This is a genomic window from Alcanivorax profundi (assembly GCF_003597125.1).
Classification (GTDB): domain Bacteria; phylum Pseudomonadota; class Gammaproteobacteria; order Pseudomonadales; family Alcanivoracaceae; genus Alcanivorax; species Alcanivorax profundi.
In genome coordinates, this window is sequence record NZ_QYYA01000004.1 from 15907 (window position 1) to 40744 (window position 24838).

Annotated in this window: 18 protein-coding genes; 11 read left to right on the forward strand and 7 right to left on the reverse strand. The window is 58.6% G+C overall.

Features of this window, described 5'->3' with window-relative positions; genetic code table 11:
* Window positions 1-46 precede the first annotated feature (46 nt).
* Window positions 47-1999: a monovalent cation:proton antiporter family protein gene (locus D4A39_RS12765; protein WP_022984008.1), complete on the forward strand. Its 1953-nt coding sequence runs from the start codon at window positions 47-49 to the stop codon at window positions 1997-1999.
* 9 nt (window positions 2000-2008) lie between these two features.
* Here the strand turns inward: D4A39_RS12765 and D4A39_RS12770 are convergent, their stop codons facing one another.
* From D4A39_RS12770 to D4A39_RS12780, 3 genes are all read right to left on the reverse strand, one after another.
* Window positions 2009-2425 carry a hypothetical protein gene (locus D4A39_RS12770; protein ID WP_022984009.1) on the reverse strand — a complete coding sequence of 139 codons (417 nt, stop codon included), beginning with the start codon at window positions 2423-2425 and terminating at the stop codon, window positions 2009-2011.
* A gap of 12 nt (window positions 2426-2437) precedes the next feature.
* The gene (locus D4A39_RS12775) at window positions 2438-3721 is read right to left on the reverse strand and encodes a hypothetical protein (RefSeq protein WP_119918269.1); all 1284 of its coding nucleotides are present in this window, start codon (window positions 3719-3721) and stop codon (window positions 2438-2440) included.
* Window positions 3722-3783: 62 nt separating this feature from the next.
* A complete protein-coding gene (locus D4A39_RS12780; RefSeq protein ID WP_022984011.1) occupies window positions 3784-4698 on the reverse strand; it encodes a glutathione S-transferase family protein in 915 nt (304 codons plus the stop codon).
* 335 nt (window positions 4699-5033) lie between these two features.
* Between D4A39_RS12780 and D4A39_RS12790 the strand changes: the two genes are divergently transcribed.
* The 4 genes from D4A39_RS12790 (at window position 5034) to D4A39_RS12805 (ending at window position 13770) form a co-directional block, all read left to right on the forward strand.
* Complete coding sequence (locus D4A39_RS12790; protein WP_022984013.1) at window positions 5034-6203, forward strand: helix-turn-helix transcriptional regulator; 1170 nt, start codon at window positions 5034-5036, stop codon at window positions 6201-6203.
* Window positions 6204-6311: 108 nt separating this feature from the next.
* Window positions 6312-7907, forward strand: coding sequence for an ABC1 kinase family protein (locus D4A39_RS12795; RefSeq protein ID WP_119918270.1), 1596 nt, complete (start codon window positions 6312-6314; stop codon window positions 7905-7907).
* Window positions 7908-8204: 297 nt separating this feature from the next.
* On the forward strand, window positions 8205-10703 hold the full coding sequence (locus D4A39_RS12800) for an amidohydrolase family protein (RefSeq protein ID WP_119918272.1): 2499 nt from the start codon (window positions 8205-8207) through the stop codon (window positions 10701-10703).
* A 37-nt stretch (window positions 10704-10740) separates the two neighbouring features.
* Window positions 10741-13770: a parallel beta-helix domain-containing protein gene (locus D4A39_RS12805; protein WP_119918274.1), complete on the forward strand. Its 3030-nt coding sequence runs from the start codon at window positions 10741-10743 to the stop codon at window positions 13768-13770.
* Between the two features lie 74 nt (window positions 13771-13844).
* Here the strand turns inward: D4A39_RS12805 and D4A39_RS12810 are convergent, their stop codons facing one another.
* Together D4A39_RS12810 and D4A39_RS12815 are read right to left on the reverse strand one after the other, a co-directional pair.
* Window positions 13845-14369 (reverse strand): helix-turn-helix transcriptional regulator, encoded by a 525-nt coding sequence (locus tag D4A39_RS12810; protein ID WP_158586939.1) that lies wholly within the window; start codon window positions 14367-14369, stop codon window positions 13845-13847.
* Window positions 14370-14538: 169 nt separating this feature from the next.
* Window positions 14539-15147, reverse strand: coding sequence for a 1-acyl-sn-glycerol-3-phosphate acyltransferase (locus D4A39_RS12815; protein WP_119918276.1), 609 nt, complete (start codon window positions 15145-15147; stop codon window positions 14539-14541).
* A gap of 283 nt (window positions 15148-15430) precedes the next feature.
* Here D4A39_RS12815 and acnA point away from each other — a divergent pair, with 283 nt between their 5' ends.
* From acnA to D4A39_RS12830, 3 genes are all read left to right on the forward strand, one after another.
* Window positions 15431-18181 carry an aconitate hydratase AcnA gene (gene acnA, locus D4A39_RS12820; RefSeq protein WP_119918278.1) on the forward strand — a complete coding sequence of 917 codons (2751 nt, stop codon included), beginning with the start codon at window positions 15431-15433 and terminating at the stop codon, window positions 18179-18181.
* 147 nt (window positions 18182-18328) lie between these two features.
* On the forward strand, window positions 18329-18604 hold the full coding sequence (locus D4A39_RS12825) for a hypothetical protein (protein ID WP_119918279.1): 276 nt from the start codon (window positions 18329-18331) through the stop codon (window positions 18602-18604).
* Window positions 18604-19227: a GNAT family N-acetyltransferase gene (locus D4A39_RS12830; protein WP_119918281.1), complete on the forward strand. Its 624-nt coding sequence runs from the start codon at window positions 18604-18606 to the stop codon at window positions 19225-19227. Before D4A39_RS12825 ends, D4A39_RS12830 begins: the two co-directional genes overlap by 1 nt.
* Before the next feature lie 565 nt (window positions 19228-19792).
* Here D4A39_RS12830 and D4A39_RS12835 read toward each other — a convergent pair.
* Window positions 19793-20659 (reverse strand): SDR family oxidoreductase, encoded by an 867-nt coding sequence (locus D4A39_RS12835; protein ID WP_233552481.1) that lies wholly within the window; start codon window positions 20657-20659, stop codon window positions 19793-19795.
* A 23-nt stretch (window positions 20660-20682) separates the two neighbouring features.
* Entirely contained in the window at window positions 20683-21921 is a 1239-nt protein-coding gene (locus D4A39_RS12840) for an oxygenase MpaB family protein (RefSeq protein WP_119918283.1), read from the reverse strand.
* Window positions 21922-22012: 91 nt separating this feature from the next.
* On the opposite strand from D4A39_RS12840, the gene D4A39_RS12845 reads away from it, so the two are divergent.
* The 3 genes from D4A39_RS12845 to D4A39_RS12855 all read left to right on the forward strand — a co-directional run bounded on the left by D4A39_RS12845 (window position 22013) and on the right by D4A39_RS12855 (window position 24748).
* The gene (locus D4A39_RS12845; RefSeq protein ID WP_119918285.1) at window positions 22013-22630 is read left to right on the forward strand and encodes a TetR/AcrR family transcriptional regulator; all 618 of its coding nucleotides are present in this window, start codon (window positions 22013-22015) and stop codon (window positions 22628-22630) included.
* The gene (locus D4A39_RS12850; RefSeq protein WP_022984025.1) at window positions 22627-23622 is read left to right on the forward strand and encodes an AraC family transcriptional regulator; all 996 of its coding nucleotides are present in this window, start codon (window positions 22627-22629) and stop codon (window positions 23620-23622) included. The genes D4A39_RS12845 and D4A39_RS12850 overlap by 4 nt, the downstream gene beginning before the upstream one ends.
* A gap of 256 nt (window positions 23623-23878) precedes the next feature.
* Entirely contained in the window at window positions 23879-24748 is an 870-nt protein-coding gene (locus tag D4A39_RS12855) for a fatty acid desaturase (protein ID WP_102792861.1), read from the forward strand.
* Window positions 24749-24838: the final 90 nt, after the last annotated feature.

The window sequence follows — 24838 nt, forward strand, 5'->3', positions numbered from 1 at the left end:
TCAACTGCTGCTACACTGGGTATTCTGAAAAAGGATATCCAGAAACATGCACGATGCCCTCACGCTGATAGTTGTCCTGCTGGGCTCTGCGGTTGCCGCCGTGGTGCTATTCCGGCGGCTACATATGCCCCCGATTCTTGCCTATTTGATGTGCGGTCTGGCTGCAGGCCCCTTCGGCTTCGGCTGGATCCAGGACCTGGAGAACATCCAGCACCTGGCAGAATTCGGCATCGTTTTCCTGCTGTTCACCCTTGGGCTGGAGTTTTCCATCCCCCAACTCCTGACACTACGACGCGTGGTCTTTGGCGCCGGACCGTTACAGGTGATCCTGACGGGGGGAGCGGTGTTTCTGGTGATGCGAGCCCTCGGATTCTCACCGATCACCGCAGTGATTACCGGTTGTGCGCTGGCCCTTTCTTCCACCGCCATCGTGATACGGGAAATCATCGGCCGCGGCGCCGTCAACACCAGTTATGGTCGCTCCGCTACCGGGATCCTGCTCTTCCAGGATCTGGCGGCAGTGATCATGTTGGTCATGCTGCCCATCTTTGCCCAAGGTGACAGTGACCAGCTGTGGCAGATGACCGGTGTAACGCTGGGAAAATCGCTACTGCTGTTCGCCGGGATCTACATTGCCGGCAAGTGGGTATTGCCCCGTCTTCTGGAGGAAACCGGACGCACACGCTCGGACGAAGTCTTTGTCATGACCGCCTTGCTGCTGGCGCTGGTGGCAGCCTGGGTGACTCACTGGATGGGACTTTCCATGGCTCTGGGCGCCTTCCTGGCGGGCATGATGCTGGGAGAAAGCCATTTTCGTCATCAAATCGAGGCGGATCTTCGCCCCTTTCGAGACCTACTGCTGGGCCTGTTTTTTATTAGTGTCGGGATGCTGGTGGACCCGGATCTTTTTGCAGATCAGTGGCTCTGGATCCTGCTTGCGGCGGCTACCATCATGCTGTTCAAGGCGACCATCGTTACCGGACTGCTAAAGTTGCTGGGGGAAAGAACCGATAACGCATTGCGAAGTGGTCTGGTCTTGTCCCAGTGTGGAGAATTCGGTTTCGTACTGGTGGCACTGGCAGTATCACACCAAATCATGACACCGGGAAATGCCGGCTTGCTGGTATCCATCACTGTTCTCACCATGGCAGTGACTCCCGCCCTGATCCAGAAAAGCGGGCACCTTACACGCGGCATCCTCAGCCCCTGGATGCAGATACCGGACGAACACCCCCTGTCACCAGAAGTGACAGGCCATGTGATTCTTTGTGGCTATGGCCGCGTGGGTCAGAATCTGATGCGTTACCTGACGCGGTTTCACCATCAAGCCATTGCGGTAGACATGGATCTGGTGCGGCTTCAGGAAGCAGGAGCTGCCGGGGAACGAATCCTGTTTGGCGATGCCAGTCGCAAGGATATTCTCGAAAAAGCCGGGATACACCGTGCCCGGCTGTTGGTGGTGACCTTCGACAACGCCAGGCTGGCGGAACGAATCATCCACACTGCCCGCGACATCAATTCCGAGATTCAGGTATTGGTACGCACCCGTGACGATACGCATCTGGATATACTGACTGGGGCAGGGGCTGCGGAAGTTGTGCCGGAAGTGCTGGAGGCATCACTGATGCTGGTAGCGCATGCGCTAATGATGCTGGACGTCCCCTTTGACCGCGTGCTGGCGATGCTGAGGAAAACCCGCCGTGACCGCTACCGGATGCTACAAGGTTACTACCACGGTGACAGCTTTCCCGCAGCGGACAGTGCAGGCAATCCCTATCGTCTTCTCCATGCTGTCACACTCACCGAACAGGCGCGGGCAATTGGCAAACGGATTGACGACTGCCCACTCAAAGACGTTGAGATCCGCGCGATAAAACGCAAAGGCCAAACCCTTGAAAACCCATCGGAAGAGATCGTGCTGCTTCAGGATGACACCGTCATTCTCTATGGGGCACTGGATTCGGTAGAAGCAGCCGAGAGCAAACTGCTACTCGGCTGACCCGTCCGCCTATCGGATTTCGTACAACACCCGCAGGTTCCCCGACACCTCGCTGGCCGGCAAATATCCGATTCGTTCCGGATTATTTTCCAGCATGACTTTCATGGCTGATACACCCGACACGCTCCGTGGCGGAACACCGCGACCAGAAAAAATCATTCGCGCCCAGTACGACTTCATCTGCGCGGGCGTCTTGCCAACTGCAGCCAAATAAAAACGATCACGCAGTCGGTCCTGCTCGGGCAAGTCCAGGGGTTTGAGATACACCCCGCCCACTTTTCCGTTCCCTTCCAGATAAAGCTGACGTATCTGGGACTGGCTGATAGAGGTAATGGGCGAGTTTTTATCGACGACCACCACAATGTCCGCCAGCGCCAGAGTCGGCAGCAACAGAATCAGGGAGAATAGCCATTGTTGTTTCTTCATGAGCTGCCCCCCTTAAAATACGGCATCAACAGTGATGCGATACACCGTAGGGTCATCGCGTTCTATTGGCCCAGCCATTGTGCTGGTCGTGAACATGCCATTGACGTTACTCCCGCTAGCCAGGAATTTGTCACTGCTCATGTCATAAAACTGCTGGGCTTCAAGCTTGATATCCACTCCTGCCGCCAATTCGTAGCGCAACCCGAATGTCCAGCTCTTTGACCGGATCATGTTGGCCTGAGCCAGGGAAATGCTCACAGGGTCGCCGCCAGAAAACACGTCGGAGTTATCCTGAGAATTTGTGGCTCCCCAAGTCACATGCGGCATCCATTTGCCGAACCGATACCCCGTCGTCACATACCCACCCCAACGCTCGGGAAACCAGGCATGAGGCACCAACGACGAACGTTCGGCCATGAATACCAACGAACCATTATCGTACTGCAAGCCCACACTGTTGCCGTGGATTGGCACACCATCAAGGGAGGCACTGGCAAGCCCTCCTCCTGACAGATCTGCGCTGAGTTCCGCATGGCTGTAACTCAACCAGGTAGAAACATCATGCCAACGGGATCGCAGATTGATACCGACATAATTCCGGCCTTCATAAATGACCGTGAAAGGCAGGGTGTTATCCGGCACGTCAAGGCTGCCGTAAAATGCACTCAGATCATGAGAAAGACTGCCGGTACGGAAACTCCAGGTAAGATCCATTCCATCCATGGTGTCGAACGGTACGATGCTATACACCTCGCTGGGCAGTGCAGCCCAATGATAGGCATAGCCTACGTTCAGATACTGGGAATGCATCGAGTTCGGTAGCATCAAACGACCACCACGCCAATGCAGATCCGGGGTAATCGCATAATCGATATAGGCCCACTGGGCCTCTGCGTCGTAATTGTCGCGGCCTCGCGCCAGAATTTGCATGACGGCTTCTGTGCGTTCATTGATCTCTGCGTTGATCTGCACACCCACTCGGGACAACTCCCGATGGGAGATATCATCGCTGGTCCGTTCACGGTAATAGAAGGGGTCACCGGCGTTGGGATTTGCCATCGGACCAGGGCCTCCCGGGCCCTGATTCTGGTGAACGTTATGGCGGGTCACCCCGTAGGTGATAAAGCCGTTGAGGCTAATCCGGTCGGACACAGCACTCGCAGCAGATGACGCAGAGCTTTCTTCCAGTGAAGCCAGCCGCTTATCCAATGCTTCCATGGTGAGTGCCTGGTCGGCACACACCGCCCCCGATGCCGTGAGCGCCAAGGCCCCCAGCCAATCTCGCTTGTTACCCATGCTTTCCTCTTTTTATTGTAGTGCGGTCATACGGAACCCGTGAAACGATACAAGCCTATCCCTCAACCAGCCTCTAACTGAAACCCCTCTCTGGGAAAATGCACATGGACTCTGTCGACCGCCAGATTATTGATTGCCAGAATCCATTCCGTCCCGGTGGCCCCAACCAGAACCCCTCTTGTTGGAACCTGGGCATAATCGTCCGGGGCGACAACCACCTCCTTGCCCAGCAATACATCGCTACCACTGTCGACCGTTTTCGGAGCGGCCTGACGGGCCATATCCAGCGCCGCCTCTCCCGTCATGCCAATACTGTGCCCATGCCCGAACGAGCGAATTCTCTGCATCCACTCCTCCACGGCAGGATAATCCTTCACCAAGGCACTTTCGGCTACATCCGTCAAAAACCATAGGCCATGGTAGGCACTAAAATCCGCTATAGATGGTGCATCCCCAAACAGCCACGGGTTGCCCTTCAAGCGTGATTCCATTTCTGAAAGATGCTGACAGACCCGATGCCGGGCCTCGCGCAGCCCCATTCGAGGCACAGAAGAAGTTCGACCAATCTGTATCCGGTCGCGAAAAAATCGCAACAAAGACCGCAGAGAGAAATGCCGAAACAGTTTGAGATTCAGTTTGAGGCTGGTCGATGAAAGGATGCAGGCCAGAAACAGTGTCAGGTCGGCCTCCCTCACAAACGCACGCTCCTCCTCACTGACCCCGTCAAGGGTTAGCCGCGGGTTGCCAGACAGCTCCGCGATTTGTTGGGTAATGGTTCGGGTATCGCAAAACACATCGGCTCCGATCTGTGCTACCGGTATTTTTCTATACCCACCCGCTAACGGAGCCAGCAACGGCCGAGGTGGCATTTCGCTGGTGATAACCGAACACCATGGCAACCCGGTATACCCGAGCATGGCACGGATCTTTTCCGAGAAAGGCGAAAGTGGATAATGGTGCAGGATCAGTTCAGACATAATGCTCCCTCAAATACACGCCAAGCGTGGGCTGATGATATTATCGCGTCAATGTCCCTCGCTATCAGTACTTGATCTTAACGGTCATCATGACCCGAGAGGGGCTGCCCGTCGTTGATATCCAGTCCACCAGCCAGCGGCAAAACCTTTCGATAGCGTGCTTCCATCCTTTCCTCGAACGACAGGCTATGCAGACCTGCATTAGGGACAGGCCATTCCAGGTTTGTGGGAGAATTGACAGACAAACGGTGATAAGAAGGGGAACCAGTGTCATTGGCCTTCATTCCATGACAGTTGATAATGTCATCGTCTCCCGCAATTACACTGGACATCAGATGGCATTGGTCTCGACCGATCTTCATGAGTCAGCCCCGGAAGAGGCCACCCTCACATCGCAACAATTCCAGGCCTACAACAAGCTGGTGGGAATACTGTATGCGTGCCTCCATGACAGCCGGGGCTTCCAGCCTTTTTTTGATGCTTTCCAGTCACATTTCAAGGCACTGCAAGGTGGCATCCTGGGTGTCAGCGACAACCCTCAGCGGCTGGTATACGGCTGGACGTTTGGCTACCCGGAAGGCTTCGAGCAGTGGTATATCAACAGCGACCTGCCAGAGCGAGACGAAGCCCTGACACGTTTTCGCCACCTGCCGCCCAGGCAGTTCGATTCCTTCCTGCGCGGCGACGAAAGCCAGACCATTCTCGACATGCTCAATCCGGAAAGCCGAGCCTGGGCAGAAGCCGTGGGGATGGGGGACAGCGCCGGGATGCTGGTCACTCGTCAGGCAGACACCAATGTGGTCTTCATGGCTAACCGCCACAAGGATTTCGGCCCCTACAGCGAGCTGGAAATCCTGCAGATGAACCTGCTGGCCCCGCATATCGAAAATGCCATTACCCTGCACTTCAAGCTCTACCAATCGAGCAGCGATAACGAAAGTCTGGCCATGGCACTGGATCACGTGAACAAACCCATGATCGTATTCAATGCGTTGGCCACCATCGCCCAGGCCAACCAGGCCGCCCGCACCCTGATCGACAATAGCCAAAGCCTGCATATTGGCTCCAATCAGCGACTCACCAGCAGTGATGACCGACTCAGCCGTCAGCTTGCCGACGCCATCACCACCAACCTGGTCAATGCCAATCAGGGGCGCGCCGATACTCACACCCTGTTTGTGGAAAATCGTGATGAACGCATTGCCATCTGCCTCACACCTCTGCAGTCCGAGCGAGCTGAGCATAATGGCTTGCTGGCTGAACTGTTCAACTACCGTATCGACATGACACCGGATCTCGGCAAACTGCAGTCCCTGTTCCTGTGCACCCCTGCCGAGGCCGCCATTGCCGCCGAACTGGTGCATGGTCTGGGAGCAGCAGAAATTGCAGACAAAAATGGCATATCCGTTCACACCGCGCGCCAGCATATCAAGAATCTACTGAGTAAAAACGGCTACAGGAAACAGACAGAGCTGGTGGCAATGCTGGTAAAAACGCTTTCATAACAATTAGTTAATAATATTGACCGACAGCTGACACTTTTTTCTTGCAGGTCTTCCATTCACCCTCTATCTTTGTGAACAACTATTCACAAGGTGGCCGAGAGGTGCCGAATGAAACACCCTGAACCTGTCGAAGTCAGCGGCAAGGACCGCACGCCTAGCTGGCAACCCCTGAATGACTTCGCTACCCAGAAACAGAAAGATAGCGGGCTCAAAGCCTGGATTGCCGTTGTAGAAGGCTGCATCCGTGCGATTGAACGTACCGCCTGGCAAGGCCGTGGACTCGCCGATCAAGCCATCACCGCATGCAAGGCATTCGGCCGTGGCGCCCAGGCCGTCAACGAGGAAATGCAGCTGTTGGCCGATGAGGCCCGCCGCTGGCCAATGCGCCTCAAGCGGCTGACCGTCACCGGCTGGATGCTGACCCGTGTGGTAGCAAGCTATCGCCTGTGGGGCACCCGTTCCGCCTTTCTGCCTGCCAGCATGCGAGACAGTGCCCTTCAGGCCCTGCATCAGCGTAACGCTCGCCGTTTCTGCGAAACCTCCCTGGAGCAAGGTGGCGCCTTTCTGAAAATCGGCCAGCTGCTGTCCAGTCGTCCCGATCTGCTGCCGCAAGCCTGGATCGATGAACTGGCGGTACTGCAGGACCAGGCCTCCCCGCTGCCCTATGAGACAGTCCGTCAGGTGCTGGAGGAAGAATTCGGCAAACCGGTAGAACAACTGTTTGCCCACTTTGATCGTGATCCGCTGGCCGCCGCCAGCATCGGGCAGGTCCATCGTGCCCGTCTGCTGGATGGCCAGGAGGTCGCCGTCAAGGTACAGCGCCCCGGCCTGGACGAGCTGGTGGAGCTGGACATGACCCTGCTGAAAGTCTTCATGGACGCCGTGAAGTCGGCCCTGCCGCCCATGGATATGGACACCATCGTCAGCGAGATTCAGCGCACAGTACGCGAAGAACTGGACTATCACCGCGAAGCGCGGGTGATGCAGCAAATCCGCCAGCAACTGGAAACGGTAGAAGGGATCACCACCCCCTCCCTGATCACCGGCCTGAGTACCCGGCGAGTGCTGACCACCGGGTTTGTCCAGGGCAACAAACTGACCACAGTGCTCGATCGCCTGCATGACACGCACCCCGAGCGCACCAGCCGTATGCTTGGCAACCTGCTCAATGCCTGGTTTGCCCAGGTACTGCACGGAGGTCTGTTCCACGCCGACCCGCACCCGGGCAACATTATGGTCAATGAGCATGACGAACTGGTACTGCTGGACTTCGGCTGCGCACAGGCGCTGACCGATGACGCCCGTCGCGGTTACTTCCGGGTGTTGCAGGCTTGCGTCGTCGATGACCGTCAGGTGATTGGCGACACCCTGTCGCAACTGGGATTCCGCACCCGCAGCGGCAATCCCGACACCCTGTTGGCCTTTGTGGCGGCGATTCTGGATCAAGTCCGTGACAGCATCATCAATCCGTCCCCGCAACAGGGCTGGCCCAGTGCCGAGCAAGTCATGGAACAGGTCACGGCCCTGCTCGCCCGTCTGGAGCATGACCCCGTGGAAAAGATGCCCGGCGACTTCATCATGCTGGCACGGGTCTTTGGCACCCTGGGAGGACTGTTCCTTCACTACCAGCCTACCGTGGATATCCCTGCCATTATGTTGGGCTACCTGACCCGCCCTCTGGACCCTCCCCGCCTGGCCGCTTGACGCCACTGCGGTGAGCTATACGCGCTTACCGCTTCATATAAAAACGGTTTACATGGAGGGGACGCTCGCTCATGCGCAGCGCGTCCCCTCCACCTATTACGCCCCCCCTGATTCCTTCTCCTCTTGACGCTCATCCCCTTGATCGATGTTGCACCGCTCTTACCGGTGCAAAGAAACACTCACCAACATTGACAATAACGCTACAGCTCCACGCCGCCCCAAAGTTGTACAAACGTACTAATAATTCATAAGACAAGAATGCGGTCCGCGCAGACGGACCCACCAAAGGGGTTAGCCATGCTACAACTCAGCCAGACCTCCACAAGGTCGTTCCTGTATCTGTTGTTTCTGGTCACCACCGCGGGCGGCCTGCTTGCCGGCTGTGGCGGTGATGGCAACAGCGACAGACCAGCGACCGGAAACAACCGCGAACAACCCAGAGATCCGTCACCCGAGCCCCCCGACGACGAAGGGGAAGACGACGCTCCCACCCCGGTCGACCCCACCCCGCTGAACCGCTACGGTTTCGCCAACGGCTGTTACACGCTGCAAAGCCAGGGCAACTTCCTGCAGGCAGACAACGACGCTCAGCGCTACCAGACCACACGCAACGCCAGTGAGGCGACAGCGTTCTACATGAAACCGACCGCGCTGGGGAGCTACCTGCTACTCTCCGACTACCAGCGGGACAGCGGCAACAGCGGACAGAAACAACTGCTGGGCATCAGCGACCCGGCCGGTGAATTCCTTGATCAAAGCGGCAATTTCATCGGCGAACTGAGTTACCTGGTCTCCGGTCTCGGCGACACCCTGAATCTGGTACTGGATCCGGTCGCCCCCCTGGGTGGGCTGTTGCGCGAACTGGGGGAATCCCTGGGCGGGATCGGTGGTGGACTGGGGGACATCACGGTTCAACCCCGCCTCGGGATCGTTAATCAGGCCAGCGATCTGAGCGTCTGGAACCTGAATCCCGGTGACGAGGCGCAATTCACCCTCGCGTCCCAGGTCACCGGTCTGTTACTGACCGCCACCGATGACGGCCTTACCCTGACCTCCCCCGGCCTGGAAGCAGAAAACACCCGCTTTACCCTGCACGCCGCTGACGGCTGCGCCAACTACCCCGAAGCCAGCCTCAGCGCCAGTGTGGATGCCGCAGGCCCCGCCATTTACCTGAAAGACGTTGCGCGTTTCCAGCAGACCGAAGGCATCGATGACGACGACCTGTTTGGCTACGTGGACGCCCACAGCCATATCTCCGCCTATGAATTTATCGGTGGCCGTATCAATTACGGTGATCCGTTCCACAAGTTCGGGGTGGATCACGCGCTGCATGATTGCGCCGAGAACCATGGTCCCCAGGGCCTCACCGGGGTACTGGAGCAAGTGACCAGCACCCCCGGCCCCCACGAAACCCGTGGCTGGCCGGATTTTCCCTACTGGCCAAGAAGCAATTCCCTGCAGCACCACCAGAGCTACTACAAGTGGATTGAACGTGCCCACCTGTCGGGCTTGAAAGTGCTGGTCAATCACCTGGTGCACAACGAGATTCTCTGTCAGCTCAACCCGCAAAAGCAGAATGACTGCGACACCATGGCGGCCATCGAAATGCAGGCCACGCTGATGCATAACATGCAGGACTATATTGATGCCCAGAACGGCGGCCCCGGTGAAGGCTGGTTCCGTATTGTCACCAGCCCCAGCCAAGCCCGCGAGGTCATTGAAGACGGCAAGATGGCCGTCATCCTCGGGGTCGAGGCCTCCAAGGCACTTAACTGTGGAGAGTTTCTGGGAGTCGCGGAGTGCTCCCGGGACGAGATCGTGACCCGGCTGGATCGACTCCATGCCATGGATGTACGCAGCCTGTTCCCGGTGCACAAGTTTGATAACGCCTTCGGCGGCCACCTGCCAGACCTGTCCAGCGGCATTGGTATCGGCGCCATTCTCTACGGCGGCAACCTACTGGAAACCGGCCATACCATTGAGTTCGAAGACTGCCCGGATCACCACCACAGTGATAACGAAAACCCGCTGGCCGATGCCCTGCAGCCACTGGGCATCCTCGACCAGCTGCTGTTCCAGATTGATTATATTGGTGACCGTTTCCCCGCCACCCCCGAAGGGCTGGCGGAATACGACCCGCGCCGCGGCACCGACCACCTGTGCAACACCCGCGGCCTCACCGACCTGGGCTTCTTCCTGATTGAGGAGCTGACCAAGCGCGGGATGATGATTGAAACCGATCACATCAGTCGCAAGGCCGCCACCGAAATCCTCGATCTCACAGCACCGCGCGGGTATCCGGTCATCAACAGTCATGGCGGCTGGGGTGGCACCGAAGCGTTGCGCGACCGTGTTGCCAACCAGGGAGGGATTACCGCCTCCTTCGGCAGCGTCCGCGGCGATTGGGTGGACCAGCTCACCCGCGACGGCAACCGCCCCCGCCCGGCCAGTTACAAGGTCGGCCCCTTTGGCGGAGCCGCCTTTGCGTCAGACGTCAACGGCATTGCCAATTTGGCCGGTAACCCCGGCACGCCCGATCAGGAAAACACGCTTTATCCATTCACCTCCGTGGACGGCCGCGTGGTGTTCGACAAACAACTCACCGGTGACCACGCCTTCAGCCTGTACGAAGGCCGGGGCGTGGCGCACTACGGGCTATACCCGGACCAGATTGCCGACATGGTGGCCAACAGCGACCGGTCGCAGGAGCAGGTGGACGATGCTGTGAACCAGTTATTCACCTCGGCGGAAGCCTACATACGGATGTGGGAACGACTGGAGCAGGCCGTTCGCTAACGAACACCTGCTGATTTCATAATGAGGGGAATCCATCATGAAAAATGACCTTTGGCGCGCGCTGGCAATATCCATGCTGGCAAGCACCCTGACCCTGACTGGTTGCGGCGGTAGCGACAGCAGCAGCCCGACAACCAGCAACACACCCACCGGTAATACTGGTGATAACGGTGGAGACAATGGCGACAACAACGGCGGCGAGGATAACGACGGCGAGACCCCGCCCGACACGGTCGGCCGTATTTTCCTGATCAGCCCCGGCGACAATGCCACCGATGACATGATCAATGCCATGGTGCAACTTCGCCCGAAAGATACCCTGCAATTCGAGTGCGGGTACTTCGAGCTCGACCAGGGGTTGTTGATTCAAGCCACCGAAGACGTGCTGATCAAGGGCTGCGGCAAGGACGAGACCATTCTGTCGTTCAAGAACAGCGTCAACGTCACCGGGCTGGAAGCGTTGAACATTCGCGGCATTACCGTAGAAGACCTGACCATCCTCGACTCCCCCGGCGATGCCTTTAAATTGAAGAGCGTCAAATGGGGCACCCTGCGTAATGTGCGAGCCATCTGGTCCGGTGGTGGCGAGCCCATCACCGCTGATAATTATGAGGAAAGAATCCACGTTTCCTGTACCAATCCCCCCTTCAATGAAGGCGACCCCACCCCGGACTATGTGCCCAGCTCCGCCAGCGGCCGCTACGGCATCTACCCGGTGGAATCAGAAAACATTCTGGTCGAAGGCAGCGAATCCATCGGTGCCAGTGACGCCGGGATTTATGTCGGTCAGACCAACACCGCCATCATCCGTGACAGCCGTGCCGCCTATAACGTCATGGGATTTGAAATCGAAAATGTTCAGGGCGGGGAATACGACAACAACCTGGCGGAATGTAATACCGGCGCCTTCCTGATCTATGACCTGGAGAACATCACCCGTTACGGGGATACCTCGGTGATGATCAATAACGTGGCACGTAACAACAACACCTATAACTTTGCCCACAGCGGACTGGTTTCCGCGGTGCCAAGAGGTACCGGATTTATCACTCTGGGCTATGACAACATCGAAGTGCTGAATAACACCTTCGAAGATCACAGCACCGCTGCGGTCATCTACGTCAGCTATGAATTAATCGATGGCAAGGGGAAAACCGCTGACCGCAAACTGGACCCCTATACTGAGGGACTTCACATTCACAACAACGTGATGAAAAACTCCGGTTACGACCTGCCACCACCGGACCTGGAAAAGGTCGCCAACGGCGAAGTCGAGAGCGTTTTGCCATTCCTTATCGGCCTGAAAAACCTTCCGACCCTGAACGATCCAACCCAGTTACTCGGCAGCCTTACCAATGTGCTCAATCAAGGCAAGGGCGCTCATATTGTCTGGGATGGTCTGCGTGACGAACTGGATGAAGACTGCCCTTATCCAGTTGACAGCAATGGCGATCCGGTACCGATGTGGGACAGCGGAAAACCCGTCCACACCAATGAGCATCCGAATCCCAGCTGTCACTACAACGCCTACAAGTTCGACGAAAACAAGCAACGTATCCAGCCGGAATGGGGCTCCTGCATTCACAGCAACGAGCTGTCTGAAGACAGCGCCCCTTACCTTAACTTCCACGGCACCGACGGCCTGGAACTGGTACTGGCCATTGCCGACCAGGATCTGTCGATCCTGTCGCCTGCCGGTCTGCTGGACGTACTGGAAGGGTTGCTCAATATGCCGTCGGATACCCGACTGTCTGACCATGACTGTCAGGCCCGCTTTGGCAAAACACTGGCCCCGCTGCCGCGGGTTGACATTCCGCCCTTCGAGCCCAGCGGCGAGTTCGATCCGGCACCCTCCGATGAAGTGGTCGATTTCTATTGTTCCGCCGACGTGGCAGAAGGTGAAATCAACCGCGAGGCGCTGAACTACAACTGCCCGACACTGGACCAGTACAACCTGTTTGCCGATCCGCAAGACCCGCGCAGCTTGCCAAACGAAAGCGGCCAGCCCTTTGTCCTGAACAGCAAACTGTTCTCCGACTACGCCACCAAATACCGGGTTGTTTTTGTCCCGCCCGGTGAACAAGCGGTGTATCGCGACGGCCAGCAAGGGAATAACCCCAATGGAAGTATCCATTTCCCGGACGGCACCGTCATCGCCAAGACCTTTGCCTTTACCGATGAAAGCAATGGCACAGAGGTGCCGGTGGAAACCCGCCTGCTGATCAAACGCAAAAACAGCCAGGGCAGTGCGGTCTGGACTGGCCTGCCCTATATCTGGGAAGAGAAGGATGGCAAGCAGGTTGCCCGGCTGGCCATGAATGGCGGCACCGCATCGGCATCCTGGCACTACCGGGATGCGGATTCCGGCACCCTGCTCACCGGCAGCACCGCCAGCTATAGCATTCCCAATGCCAACCAGTGCATCACCTGTCACGGCAATGATGACCAACCTGCCGGCAGCGCCCCGATTGGTCCCAAGCCTCGAAACCTGAATCGCGCTTATCAGCCGGAGTCGGCGTTCATGGGCAACAGCGGCCAAGGGGGATTCCCGCAGATCAACCAGCTCAAACAATGGCAGGATCTGGGCATATTGAGCGGCGTACCGACCCTGACCATCAGCAATGGCGTTGCCACCAATATCGAGCATCTGCCGCGCTGGAATGTCCCGGGTGACAGCGGTGAGACCGCCCACTCAGCGGCGGATATCGAGAGCCGGGTCCGAGCCTATCTGGAGGTGAATTGCCAGCACTGCCATAACGACAAGGGCGCCGCCTCCAATACCGGTTACTACCTGGATCACTTCCGTGATGTGAATGCCAGCTACGGCGTGTGCAAGAAACCCACTGCCACCGGCGGTGGTTCCTGTGGACGTCAGCATGTACTGGTACCCGGTGATGCCAGCGCCTCCATCGTTTCCTGTCGGCTCGCCGCAGAAAACGACCCGCAACGGATGATGCCCCCCATCGCCCGCAGCGTGACACACAGCGAAGCCAGTGTTCTGCTGGATCAGTGGATCGATAATGTGGTCGATGGCAGCTACACCAACGCCAATGGCTGCAGCAACTAAACGTCCGTTACCCATCCCCCTCCGCCTCCCGTTCGCGGGAGGCAACCTTCCCTCCCCGCTTGCGGGGAGGTTTTTCAGTACCCTCCCAGCAAGGCAATCAATGCAGCCTGACGGTGGACTCCCGTTTTCTGCAGCAGGGACTTGATCTGACTTCTTACGGTTTCACGGGAACTGCAGCGCAATGCGGCAATCTCAGCGGAGCTTCTGCCGTGTAAAAGATGACGGGCAATATCCATTTCAGCCGGGGTGAACTGGTACTGTTCCGCTGCCAGAGCGAGCGCTTGCGAAGCATTGGCTCCCCCATCACAAGACACCAACCGCAACCAGCGCTGTTGATCATCGAGAAAGTCGACCCGAAACACACAAACCCGGTCAGCCGTCTGCAACTTGAGACGCTGAGATTGTGCCGCCGTTGTTCGCAGAGCGCGAACCGCGCGTTGAAAGCGCACCCCATTGGCGGTGCCGGCATGCCCGATCGAGATGTCGAGCAAGCCAGGGTTCAGTTTTTGCTGAGCGGCCTGGTTGGAATACTCCACGTTCCCGGCGCGATCACAGACAATCACCGCCCTGGAAAAACTGTCCAGCAGTGCTTCCAGCAAAGCCAAATCTTGATTGGAAGTACGGTGATGATGGTTCGCGGTTGATCTGACAGCAGTGGCAACTTGCATGCGCGTCCCCCTCTCGTTGATGTCATTCAATGAGAGGGACAACGGCCAGGAATTCGACAATGAGCCGAATCCAGAACGCGTATTGACGGAGCCGAACGTCTTACCGTTGTTTTTCGCGCAACGCTTTCAACGGGGCGGACAACTTATCCGGGTGTCGAGGATGAACCAAAGCATAGGTAGAAAAGATCGTGGCCAGATCTGCATCCAGATCATCACCGGGCTCCAACACCAACGGAAAATCGATTTCCTTTTTTCGGTAATCGGCCGTCGCAACGATGATGGGTACACCCGCCTGATGAGCGATACGATGAAACCCGGTTTTCCATTGTGTTGCACCACCGCGCGTACCTTCCGGGGCCACCACCATGAACAATTGCTCAGCGCCGTTGAACTGGGCGACCGTCTGCTCGACCACGCCCCCGGCCTTGTTGCGATCAATGGGCAGGGCTCCCATCCAGCGCAACAAGGAACCCAGCGGTCCCTTGAAGGCACTGTCCTTGATCATCACATGCGCATCCAGGCCCAGTTGCATCATGGCGGCCAGGGTCACAATGCCATCCCAGTTGGACGTGTGCGGCCCGCCAATAATCACCGCCTTGGGCAAGGCAGGTAACGGACTGACCACCTTCCAGCCAATCAGCTTCAGGAAACCGCGCGCGCACGCCCGGGAAAATGCATTACCGCGACGCGGGTAATCGCTGGTGGCCATAAACAGAATCCTCGACAAAAGTGCCGCGATCATACGCAGGGCGCCGATGACTCTCATTGACCTTGAAGACCAACGTTCGCCCCAGTGGACAGGCGGTGCCCATGGTCTATGACAAAGATTGAAAAACCCCCTTCGCCACACATTTCATGTGGACGCCATAAGCGCGTAGTATGAGGGTATTCATAACGCAGGGTCCTGGTGTCATTGTGTTATGGGCCCTGCGGTCCCGCTTTACGCCGTGACACCACGGCGGCGAGCCCATTCTCGACCCAGGAGGTGTGCAGTGACACGGATTGGCCAGGACACCCTGAACAGCAAGTCATCGCTGACAGCCAACGGCAAGACCTACCATTATTTCGACCTCAACGCGGTCGCCGACAAGGGCTGGGGTGATCTCAGCAAGCTTCCCTTCTCGCTCAAAGTGCTACTGGAAAACCTGCTGCGCTATGAAGATGGCGAGAGCGTCACCGTGAATGACGTGGAAGCGGTCGTGCGCTGGCTGGACAACAAGCGTTCCGACAACGAAATCAACTACCGCCCGGCCCGGGTCCTGATGCAGGACTTCACCGGCGTCCCCGGTGTAGTCGATCTTGCCGCCATGCGCGATGCCATCAGCAAGGCCGGTGGCGATCCCACCCGCATCAACCCCCTTTCACCGGTGGATCTGGTCATCGATCACTCGGTCATGGTGGACAAATTCGGCAACCCGCAGGCCTTTGCTGAAAATGTGGATATCGAGTACCAGCGCAACCGTGAACGTTATCAGTTCCTGCGCTGGGGCCAGAAAGCCTTCAATAATTTCCGGGTGGTGCCACCGGGCACCGGCATCTGCCACCAGGTCAACCTGGAATACCTGGCCAAGGGTGTCTGGTCCGAGCCGGCCCAGGATGGCAACACCTATGCCTACCCGGATACCCTGGTGGGCACCGACTCCCATACCACCATGATCAACGGCCTCGGCGTACTGGGCTGGGGTGTGGGCGGTATCGAGGCCGAAGCGGCCATGCTCGGCCAGCCCATCGCCATGCTGATCCCCGAGGTCATCGGCTTCAAGATCAGCGGCAAGCTGCGCGAGGGCATCACCGCCACCGATCTGGTACTCACGGTCACCGAGATGCTGCGCCGCCGCGGGGTAGTCGGCAAGTTTGTGGAATTCTTTGGTGACGGCCTCGCCGACCTGACCCTGGCCGACCGCGCCACCATCGCCAACATGGCCCCCGAGTATGGCGCCACCTGTGGTTTCTTCCCCATCGACGAGCGCACCACCGAATACATGGAACTGTCCGGCCGCGACCCCGACACCATCGCGTTGGTCGAGGCCTACTGCAAGGCGCAAGGGCTGTGGCGCTCCAGCGACGATCCGGACCCGGAATTTACCGATGTTCTGGAACTGGATCTGGGGGATGTGGTGCCCAGCCTGGCCGGCCCGAAACGCCCCCAGGACCGGGTTCCCCTCACGGCCGTCAAACGCACCTTCATTGACGTAGTGACCGAGACCCTCAAGCTCAACGACGATGAAATCAGCAAGCTGGAAGGGGAAGGCGGTCAGACCGCCGTGGGCAACCACGAGCCCAGCGGTGGTGACGTTCCCGTCACCATCGACGGCCAGAAACACCACCTCAGCCACGGCGATGTGGTGATTGCAGCTATTACCTCCTGCACTAACACCTCCAACCCCAGCGTCATGCTGGCGGCCGGTCTGGTGGCAAAAAAAGCCGCCGAAAAAGGCCTCAACCGCAAGCCCTGGGTGAAGACCTCACTGGCCCCCGGCTCCAAGGTGGTGACCGACTATCTGGACGTCACCGGCCTGCAGAAACCCCTCAACGACATCGGTTTCGACCTGGTCGGCTACGGCTGCACCACCTGCATCGGCAACTCCGGCCCCCTGCCGGACGCCATCGACAAAGCCATTGCCGACGGCGATCTGGTGGTGGCCTCAGTGCTGTCCGGCAACCGTAACTTCGAAGGCCGGGTCCACCAGAGCGTGCGCACCAACTGGCTGGCCTCACCGCCGCTGGTGGTGGCCTACGCCCTGGCCGGCACAGTGAAAATCGATTTGGACAAAGACCCTATTGGCAAGGATAACGATGGCAACCCGGTCTACCTGAAGGACATCTGGCCCAGCTCCGATGAGATTCAGGCGGAGCTGGTCAAGATCAACAACGACATGTTCCGCAGCCAGTACGCCAGTGTCTTTGACGGTGACGAGACCTGGCAGAGCCTGCCAATCCCGGATTCCCAGACCTATGACTGGGACAGCCAATCCACCTATATCCAGAACCCGCCTTTCTTTGACGGGCTTACCGCCGAAATCGATGATGTGACCCCGGTGAAAGACGCCCGGATTCTCGCCTTGCTTGGCGATTCCATTACCACCGACCACATCTCTCCTGCCGGCGCCATCAAGGCCGATTCCCCCGCTGGCCATTATCTGCAGGGCCACGATGTGGAACCCATCGACTTCAACTCCTACGGTTCGCGCCGGGGGAATCACGAAGTGATGATGCGCGGCACCTTCGCCAATATCCGTATCCGCAACGAGATGACCCCGGATATCGAAGGCGGCTTTACCAAACACCTGCCCCAGGGCGAGGAAATTTCCATCTACGGTGCCGCCATGCGTTACCAGAAGGATGGCGTTCCCACCGTGGTGGTCGCCGGCAAGGAATACGGCACCGGCTCCAGCCGCGACTGGGCGGCCAAGGGCACCAACCTGCTCGGGGTGAAAGCGGTGATTGCCGAAAGCTTCGAGCGTATTCACCGCTCCAACCTGATCGGCATGGGGGTGTTGCCACTGCAATTCCCGGAAGGCACCGACCGCAAGACCCTGAATTTGGACGGTAGTGAAATCGTCAATATTCCGGAGTTGGGCAACGGCCTGAAAGCAGGGGAAACTGTAAAGGTGGTGTTCCGCCGTGATGGCAAGGAACAAACCGTGGAGGCGCTCTCCCGTCTCGATACCGCCGCGGAAGTGGAGTACTACAAACACGGCGGCATTTTGCACTATGTGCTGCGTCAGATGATGAAGGGATAACCCGACCCTCTGCTGTGGGAGCGGAGTTCCACCGCGATGTCGGGCCACCGTGGCCTGCCCCGCTCCCGCAATCACCACCGGGCTTTCCCTTCCGAGCCCGGTTTTTGCTATGCTGACTCTGCTTCACAACGAGTTTTGGGGAACTCCGTGCGCTCTGTACTCCTGATCTTCTGTTGCGCCCTGGCACTGCCAGCGGCGGCGCAATCGTTTGACGACAGCGACCTGCTCACCGCCGAGCAGCGCGATGCACGCCTGCGCGAACAACAAGAACTGGAAGCCAGGGAGCAAGACCTTCTGCAGCAGAAGGAAACCACCCAGGAACTGCTTGAGCAGCAAGATGCTTACCTGGAAGCACTGAAAGCCCAGATCGATGCCATGAAGCAGCCCTCACAAGAATCACAACAACACGGGACACCACGCTGATGCTGCAATGGTTACGCCGCCTGTTTCAGGGCCCGGCAAAAGACGCGACGCCTCAGCAGGCACCCCGCCCCGAAGACGATGCCCCCCCAGTGGAAACGCCGCAATCTGAGGTGCCAGCCCCTCCGCCTGCCGACCCGATGGCCCCTTTTCTGCCGTTCCAGATCCGGCCGCTGGAAGTGGCCGACCTGAACCGTCTGCTCGGCGTCTTCCGCGATGCCATACAAGTGGGCAGTGCTGGCGAATACGATCAGCAGCAACGTGATGCCTGGAGTCGTGGCCAGAACTACGACAGCCTGATCTCATTGCTGAGTGAAGGGGAAACCGTGGTGGCGCAGTGGGATGATGAACTGGTGGGGTTTGCCCAGCGCATTGCCGACAACATCAATATGGTTTACGTGCACCCGGACTCCGCCCGGGTGGGCATTGCTACCCTGCTCTACCAGCATCTGGAAGACAGCGCCCGGGTCGAAGGCATCCCCAGCCTGATCACCCACGCCAGCCTGACCGCACTGGAATTCTTTCGCTTCATGGGTTTCGACAGTGAAGGGGAGGAGCAAGCAGATCGGGGTGGCGTCAATCTGAAACGCCACCTTATGCGCAAATCATTGGGCAATTTTCAGTAAATAAACCGAACATTCATCAAAAAATCTGATCAAACCCGCCAAACCGGTGCCATGGGTTCGGCCTCCCCGTGCCACTAGAATGATTCCATCGGCAGCGCAGAATGCGCGGCCTACCCAACACCATTTGCGCTCATTCTGAACACCCGGGGTCACGGATTGGCCCCACACTTCCCCCCTTAAGGCCGTCCCCCCGACGGCCCTTTTTTTGTGCCGCGACACGGGCAATTTTTAGGGTACATCGCGGATTTCCGTGAACGGCCCGATTTACCCCCCACTTGCCGCAGGAGCGTCGGTTATTTGCTCCGCTCACCCTTCGGGCCGCCCTGCGGTCGTTCCTTCGCTACGCTCGGTGGCGACGCGACCCCAAACCAGGATCAAAAGCATTTTCATCACAGAGGGCACAGGGCTCACTGGGGAAGACGGTTTTCCTCTGTGAACCCTGTGCCCTCTATGGGAAATCGTCTTTAACGACGTGGGTTATCGCGCCGCGAGCGACGCTCCTACGGAAGGGGCTCTTCTGTGGACGATTCCCTCGAATCCGCGAAGAACCCTTTTCCTGTAATGCTCAGGGCTTGTACAACAAGCGCCCCACGCTGTTGAACGCTTTTTCGGTAAGGCTCATGCGGATCATGGCGCGGAACAGGGTCTCCGGCAGCAGCCGGCGGGCCAGCAACAGCATGCGGGCATCGCTACCGACACTGTAGCGCAGGCGCTGGCTGCCATCGGTGGAAGCCTTGTAGATGACGTCCGCAGCCTCTTCAGGCGTCGAGCCCCCTGGCCCGGTCTTGTCCATCACCCCGAACTGGTCTTTGGAATAAGTCTCGTAGGTGGACACCCCGGTGCGATTTTCGCGGTCGGCGGAACGCCCGAAGAAGGCCGTATTCACCGCCCCCGGCTCAATGATCTTGATGCCAATGCCCAGCGGACAGAGTTCGTACACCAGCCCTTCGGTGAACCCTTCCACCGCCCACTTGCTGGCGTTATACACACTGTACAGCGGCAGTGGTACCCGCCCGACCATGCTGGCCACGTTCACGAGTACACCGCTTTGCCGCTCGCGAAAGTGGGGCAGCACGGCCCGACAGGTCTCCATCAGTCCGAACACATTGGTCTCGAACTGCCGTTTAATCTGTTCTTCATCCAGGGTTTCAAACGCGCCCATCAACCCATAGCCGGCATTGTTCACCAGCACGTCAATCGCCCCGAAACGCTGGATGACGGCTGCTACAGCGGCGTGAATGCTGTCACGGTCAGTGACATCCAGACGGGTACACATCACCCCCGGCAGTGCCGCCAGCTCATCCGCCTGGGACGGGTCTCGCATGGTAGCTGCCACATTCCAGCCGTTGGCCTGAAACAGTTTGGCGGTGGCGTAGCCGATGCCGGACGACGCCCCGGTAATCAATACCGTCTTGATCGCAGATTCAGTCACACTCATTTCCTGCTTTATCGCTTTCAGACATGCCCCGGGTGCGAAGCATCCGGGCGAATCAGGTCTTGCTCGGATTCCCCGAACATCTGGGCCAGCACCTGCAATTGAGCCTTGCGGCCCGTACGCTGCTGTCGCTGACGCAACCCAGGTAAATAGCGCTGACCGGCATGCAAGGCAAATCGCGGCCCCAGCGTGAGCAAGGGGTACCAGGACGACACATCCTCCGGCAGGCCCAGTTGCGCCATCTTTTGCTTGTCCAGAAAAAAGCGGCTGACACTCAGATGCTTGTTGTAGGCAAGCTTGCGCTGCAGGGATTCAAAACGGCCGAACTTTCGCTCCAGAGGCTCTTGCGCCAACGCCATGCCCAGCTCACGGCTGGTCCAGTCCGGCTGGCTCTGGGTCATCAGGGTGTGGTGCAGCAGCACAATCCCGTCGCGCTCGCTGTCGACCAGCCAACGCTCATCCACGCCCATCAACCAGCTGGCGTATTTCCACAACTGCATCACGCCACGGGACTCACGGGGCGTTACCGGCACCCCCATCTTGCGCAGGCCACCCAGCATCACCACGCAGAACCCCAGATAGGTCGCCACCATATCTACCTGACTGAGCGGCTTGCCCCACTGGCTCTCATCCCACTCGTCCCGGGAGGCCAGGTTGCGGCGCACCAGCGAATGCACCATGCGCACATGCAAGGTGCTCTTGAAGCCTGCCCCGAAACGCTCCAGCCCGCCCACCTCCGTGCAGTCGATCCACCATTTGCCGGTCTCGGCCACTCGACGGGACGCGCCCTTGTTGAGGGCGCCGGTCAACACCAGGGACTGGTTGAAACCGGACAGCAAATAGCCCCCCATCAACGCCAGATCCCGCAACACGTATGGGGCTGTCATGCCAGTGGAGTGAATAAAGCGGGCACCGTCCTCGATCAGCTCGAAGTCCACCCAGGCCGGGCGTTTTTCCAGCCGTTTGATGAACAAACGCAATGGTTCCGGGCAATCCGGCACCGCGTGCAGCCCCTCATTGACGGCCTTTTCGAACAGCGCACGGGCCTCCCGTGGGCCGAATGCCACCATCCAGTCCACCAGATCATCCATGGGCTGATCACCTTCCCACAGGGCGGCGATCACCTCATCAAATTCTGCGCGACTCGGCGCCAGATCACGGCCCAACAGGGTACGCAGCAACACTGGCGTGGCTTGCTGGGTCTTCTCAAATGGGCGAGCCCGGCGAGGCGCGGGCTGAATGTGTGCCTGAGCGGTCATCACAACCTCCTGGGTGTGCTTGCAATAGCTGTCACCCTAATGCGAATATGTATTCGCATTCAATTCGCATTTTGCCGATACAGGTTCCGCCATGCGTAAACGCCCTCAACAACAACGCTCCCGGGAAATGGTCCGCGCCTTGATCGACGCGACCGCCCAGGTCATCCAGCAGCAGGGGCTGGACAACACCACCACCGCCAGGATTGCCGAGGTAGCCGGCGTCAGCGTGGGCTCGCTGTATCAGTATTTCGGTGACAAGGATGGGTTGATCGAAGCCCTGATGGAGAGTCTGGCCGAGGATATCGGGGTCGGTCTGAAACGACTGCCCATCACCGACAATGTGGACATCAATGCCATGGTCAGCAGTGCCATTCGCTTCGGCTTTGCGGTGCTGCATTCCCGCGACGGCCTGTACCTGGAACTGGTACGCAACTGGCATCGACTGCCCACCAACCGGGTGGTGGAAGTCCTGCAACAACACTTCATGGATCTGGCCCGGATGTACTTCCTGCGCCATTATCGGGACTACCCCATCCACAACCTGGAGGTGCGGGTGTTTATCGTCACCAACAGCGTGCTGTTCACCATGGTGCGCTACATCAGCCAGCACGGCGGCATGATTCGCGAAAGCGAGCTGGCCGATGAGCTGACCCGCATGGTCGCCAGCTACATCGCCGAACCGCCTGCCAGCGAGGAAACCGTTCGATGAAACCCGACCTGGCTCTGGCCTACTGCCGCATGATCGCCCAGACCCTGGGGCTTGATCAGGATGGCCTGGATACCCTGGTGGCCAACACCGGGATCGACGCCCACACCCTGCAGACCAGCGATGGGTTCATTGACTGGCCCGGTGCCTGTCAGCTGATTGCAAACGCGCAGCACATGAGTGAAGCGCCGGATCTGGCCCTGCAAACCGGCCTGCGCGCCCTGCCTGCCATGCATGGCCCCATGGGGATGGCCGCCATGGCCAGCCCTACCCTGCGCGATGCCATGCGGGTCTTTGCCAGTTTTACCAACACCCGCACCCGGGTGTTTCTCACCGAAATGGAAGAAACTCCCGACACCATCACCCTGCACCTGAAATTCGCTTATCCGCTGGATGATGCCATTCGTTTCCTCACCGAATCCGCCATGGGATCGGCCTACGCCTGTCATGTGGTCCTGCGAGGCAAACCCATCGAGGATGGCACCGCCAGCTTCAACTACCCGGCACCGGCCTGGGCCGAATCCTACAAAAAGATCTTCCGGGGGACCGAAGTGGTCTTTGATGCCCCCGGCGTGTCGCTGTCCCTGCCTGCACGCTACGGCGACGAGGTATTAGCCAGCCACGACCGGGACTTGCTGTGGCTGGCCATTCAGCAGTGTGAAGCCCGCCAGGAAGCCCTGCGCAAGCAAGGCACGGTAACGGATCAGGTGCTTGCCCTGCTTCACCAAAGCCAGGGCCAGGCCAGCCTCGATGCCGTGGCAGACCGTTTGCACATGAGCCCGCGCACCCTGATCCGCAAGCTCAAGCACGAAGACACCCGTTTTCAGCAACTGCGTGACCAGACCCTCAGCCGCCGCGCCACCCAGCTGCTGAGCCTGCCCCACTACACCGTCGCAGCAGTGGCAGAAGACCTGGGCTACACCGACGTGGCCAGCTTCCGCCGCGCCTTCCAGCGCTGGTTCGGCACCAGCCCGGGGCGATTCCGGCAGGAATAACCTGTCGGTAGGAGCGTCCTTGGCGGCGCGATAACCACCTGGAATCAAAAGCTTCGCTACCGCAGAGTTCACAGAGGCTAAAACTGTCTTCTTCCCAGTGGTCTCGGTGAGCTGTGCGGTACGTTTGGCTTATCGCAGCGACACCGACGTCTCTACAGCCCCTGTCATTTTCTATCCCCCCCTTGTCAGCATCCGCGCTTACCGCTGTTCGCCATTCCGGCAACACTGAAAAAAAGCACCATTGGAGACTGGCGCAATGAGTCACGCCGACAACAACAATGAACTGGCCCGCCTGAAGGTGTCACCGCCACTGGCCTGGCCCACGATTGCCATTCTGATCGTGTCCCTGATCAGCATCGCCCTGAGCTGGGTACTCGTCATGAACGACATCTGGCCACTGTGGCTGGGCATGGTCATCAACAGCATTGCGGGCTACGCCCTCTTTACCCCGGCTCACGAGGCCATCCACCGGGCAGCAGCGCAGAAGTCGTCTACCAATGACTTTCTGCTGTCTGCCGCCACCTTCGTGGCCGTGCCCTTCGGCAAGGGTAAACTGTTCCGCCTGCTGCACATGCGCCACCATCGCTTTGCCAACGACCCGGAAAACGACCCGGATCACTGGATGGCCAGCAGCCTGTGGACCATGCCGCTGTGGGGTCTGTGGCCGTATTTCTATCTCTACAAGTTCCTGCGCAACCCGGCCATGCTGCCCAATGTGAAGGTGTCCGAGATCGTTCGTGAGATCGTCGTGGCCGGGATTATCTTTGGCGCCCTGATTGCCTGGGAACCCTTCTACATGCTGACCCTGTGGCTGATCCCCACCTACTTTGCCTTCTTCCTGATGTGCCTGGTGTTCATGGTGCTGCCGCACTACCCCCATACTGGCCGACAGGATGAAGACCCCAACACCACTGCCCTGATGCGCATGGGCGGCGAGTGGTGGCAGACCCCGGTGCTGATGTACCAGAACTACCATTTGGTCCATCACCTCTATCCCACCGTGCCGTTCTACCGTTACGGCAAGGTGTGGAAGGCCCGGGAAGCCCACCACATGGAAAACTCCGGCAGCATGATCATTGGCCCCTTCGGGCTCGGCCCGGACAGCGACAAGGCCAACGCCGCCTGACGCCTGCATCGGGGCGGCCGGCCACGGCGCCCCGATGACACTATTTATCCCCTTTTTGGCATTTTCCGCGCTTAACTTTCTTTCCCGTTC